The organism is Streptomyces sp. WM4235 (assembly GCF_001279725.1).
Classification (GTDB): domain Bacteria; phylum Actinomycetota; class Actinomycetes; order Streptomycetales; family Streptomycetaceae; genus Streptomyces.
In genome coordinates, this window is the sequence record NZ_LGDE01000139.1 from 1 (window position 1) to 2,616 (window position 2,616).

A 2,616-nucleotide genomic window follows, 5' to 3' on the forward strand; every position below is an offset into this window, starting at 1 on the left:
GCCTGGCGGCCGGCGGTCAGTCGCCGCCACCGTGTACCGAGCTCCCGGCGCCTCGCGGTGAGCTGTCGCGTCAGATGCCGCAGGGTGCTGCTGGACAGAGAGCCGCTCTGGACGGCTCTGGGGGACACCCTGATCCTTCCCGGCGGCCAGGTCGTCGAGGGGCCCTCCATCAAGGGCGCGCCGCCTCTCGATCTCGACAGTCCCCATGCCCTTGGCATCGATGTCCAAGGGATCCGCTTCACCCAGCCCGAGGGCAGAGCTCCGCTGGCAGGGCGGGAGCGGGAGGAAGCGCTGGCGAAGTTGTCGGCAGCCATCGAAGGAATCGCTTCGGTGAGCAGCGAGACGTCAGCGTTCGTCGCAAGATTTACCAAGGCCCTGGTACTCCTCCGGGATGACCGGGAGCGAGTCTTCTCTTCGGGATCCTGTGCCCAGTACGTCGGACGCTCGGTACTGGGAAATCCGCAGTTCTCGGCAGTGGATCATGCGTTCGTCGCTGAAGGTGTGGTCCACGAGTCGATCCACGGATTTTTGTACATGCATGAAATGCAGGAGAGTTGGGTGGTCGACGACTCCTTGTACAGCATGCAACCGAGGATTCCCAGTCCGTGGACCGGTCGCCGACTGCCAGTCAGGCCTTTTCTGCAAGCCTGCTTCGTGTGGTATGGCCTGTTCAACTTTTGGTCGGCCGCGGCGGAAACCGGGGCGTTCGGGACCGCGCGGGCGCTCGAGAGGCGCCAAGCAGCCTTGTGCGGCTTCTTGAAGGAACCGCTGACTCAACTGATCAAGCCCTATGCCGAGCAGGTGAACGGCGACTTGATGGATGCTCTCGGAGATCTGCAGGAACAGGTAGCGGCGAACCACGAGGCCGTGTTCTGAAAGTCGGCTTCGGCCTTTACCCGAAGTGGCCCGCGCGTCGCGAAGCCTGGAAAGGGGCCGAGCTGACCGCCGCAGCGGACAACGGCCTGCCCGGCGGCAGCACCACCGACCCCCGCTCCCGGGGCCGATGGGTACCCGTACACGGCGGGCCCAGGTCTGCAGGACGAGACGGGGATCGCCCGTGAACTCTGGGAGATGTGCCGTGACGAAGCCGACTTCGACGTGGACCCCGGGTCCATCGTGGCGTGGGGCGTGACGTCGGGCGCGGACATCTACTGATGGGTGACTTCGACAGAGGAAGATCAGCGTGGTCCTGCAGGACGAGGTGTCCTTCGTCAACTGGCGGAAGAGCTAACAGCCTTCGGACGACTCGGCGGACGGGGTGGAGCCCAAATCAACTTGGTACGTCAGTGGAGCCAGGCGTCAAGTTGACGTTGCGCAGCAGACGTGGGCCGTTCGAAGAGAGACCCGGACATGGCAAGATGCGAGGCATGACCATCCGAAAGGCACATGCCTCGTAAGCCCCCTGGCCGACTCCGACACGAGTCGTCTCATCACGGCCGACAGTCCCGCTCCCCGGCAACGGCCGCATCCTTCCCGAACTTCACGGCCCTCGCACCTGAATCTGTGAACGGACAGGCGCACCGTGACGTGCTGATCCCGGCCGAACTGTATGAGGCTTGGGCGCCCCTGGCCTCTCTGCTCTACGGGGACTCGCCTGGCAGTCGAAGATCGTTGATGTACGTCACGTGCACTCGACTGATGCGAGCGAGCCAGTTTGGCCTCTGGGTACGTCTACGAGAGCTGCTCACCGAGCGCGGGCTGACCATCTCCACCGCCGTCCTCGTCCATCTCTTCCCTGACGGTCCGGAGGCGGAGACCGGTGTCGTTCTGTCGGACGGGGGTCGCGTCCACGAGTTCGCCCTCGTCTACAACCGGATGAAGAAGGGAAGCGACCGCCACGCCGTGATCGAGCACTGGCAGGACATCACCCGCCACTGGCAGGCCCACCCTCTCCGTTCCGAGATCGCAGACGCGTTCGTTTGGCGTCCCTCGGTCCGACGTACCTACTTTGACCTGACCGAGGAGACAACTCGGTTCAGCTGATTGAGTGCACGGCTTTCCCGGAAGCTGATCCCACACGCACCGCGTGATCTGTGGACTTGGGTTTACAGCCCCTGCCCGGCCCGGAGTCGTTCGACCTGCCGGAGAACGGGCTGCTCGGTGAGGCGGGGGTGAGGCTCCGGCCCCAGCCCCGAGGTGTCGAGGATGCACACGCCGACCCGAGTCACGATCTTGTCGACGACGGAGTTGTGGGCGGGGTCCGCCTCGACGGTGGTGATCCGGATGCGGATCGTGTCCTCGGGAAAGCCCGCCGTGTCGAGGTCCTCGTAGGTCACGGCCACCTTCGTTCCGTTCCCACTGTCCGAGGGACAGGCCGCGACAGCCGCGCGGAGCTGGGCGAAGGCTGTCTCGGCCCCCGTCCCCGCATAGGACGCGAGGGAGTTCACCCGCGGGTCCGCCGGTCCGTTGGGGTCGAAGGTCCGGGCGACGGCTGCTTGGGCGCCCCATGAACCGTCCCGGATAATCGACCCCGGCGAGTTCGCCGATGTCGGCTACCGGGTTTCCCGCTTCGCCGGACTTGAGCTGCTCAACCGACCCAAGTCCGAGCACCACAGGTACCGTGCGGCGATGGCCTACGCGCTCGCCGCCTTCGAAGAGGTACTCAAATTCGTTCCG

At 65.2% G+C, this 2,616-nt stretch carries 3 protein-coding genes and 1 pseudogene; 3 read left to right on the top strand and 1 reads right to left on the bottom strand.

All coding sequences use genetic code 11. The annotated features are described in order from the left end of the window. Window positions 1-84: 84 nt before the first annotated feature. Window positions 85-876: an HEXXH motif domain-containing protein gene (locus ADK55_RS13270; RefSeq protein ID WP_053678337.1), complete on the top strand. Its 792-nt coding sequence runs from the start codon at window positions 85-87 to the stop codon at window positions 874-876. 762 nt (window positions 877-1,638) lie between these two features. Next, window positions 1,639-1,983, top strand: a complete 345-nt coding sequence (locus ADK55_RS13275; protein WP_159041380.1) for a hypothetical protein — start codon at window positions 1,639-1,641, stop codon at window positions 1,981-1,983. Between the two features lie 62 nt (window positions 1,984-2,045). On the opposite strand, the gene ADK55_RS13280 is transcribed toward ADK55_RS13275, so the two are convergent. Continuing rightward, window positions 2,046-2,276, bottom strand: a complete 231-nt coding sequence (locus ADK55_RS13280) for a hypothetical protein (RefSeq protein WP_159041381.1) — start codon at window positions 2,274-2,276, stop codon at window positions 2,046-2,048. A gap of 130 nt (window positions 2,277-2,406) precedes the next feature. On the opposite strand from ADK55_RS13280, the pseudogene ADK55_RS39760 reads away from it, so the two are divergent. After that, window positions 2,407-2,616: pseudogene (locus ADK55_RS39760) on the top strand (hypothetical protein); the annotation flags it as partial.

Excerpts from the sequence above, each read along its gene's own strand:
- ADK55_RS13275 (WP_159041380.1), top strand. The coding sequence starts at position 1,639 with ATGCGAGCGAGCCAGTTTGGCCTCTGGGTACGTCTACGAGAGCTGCTC.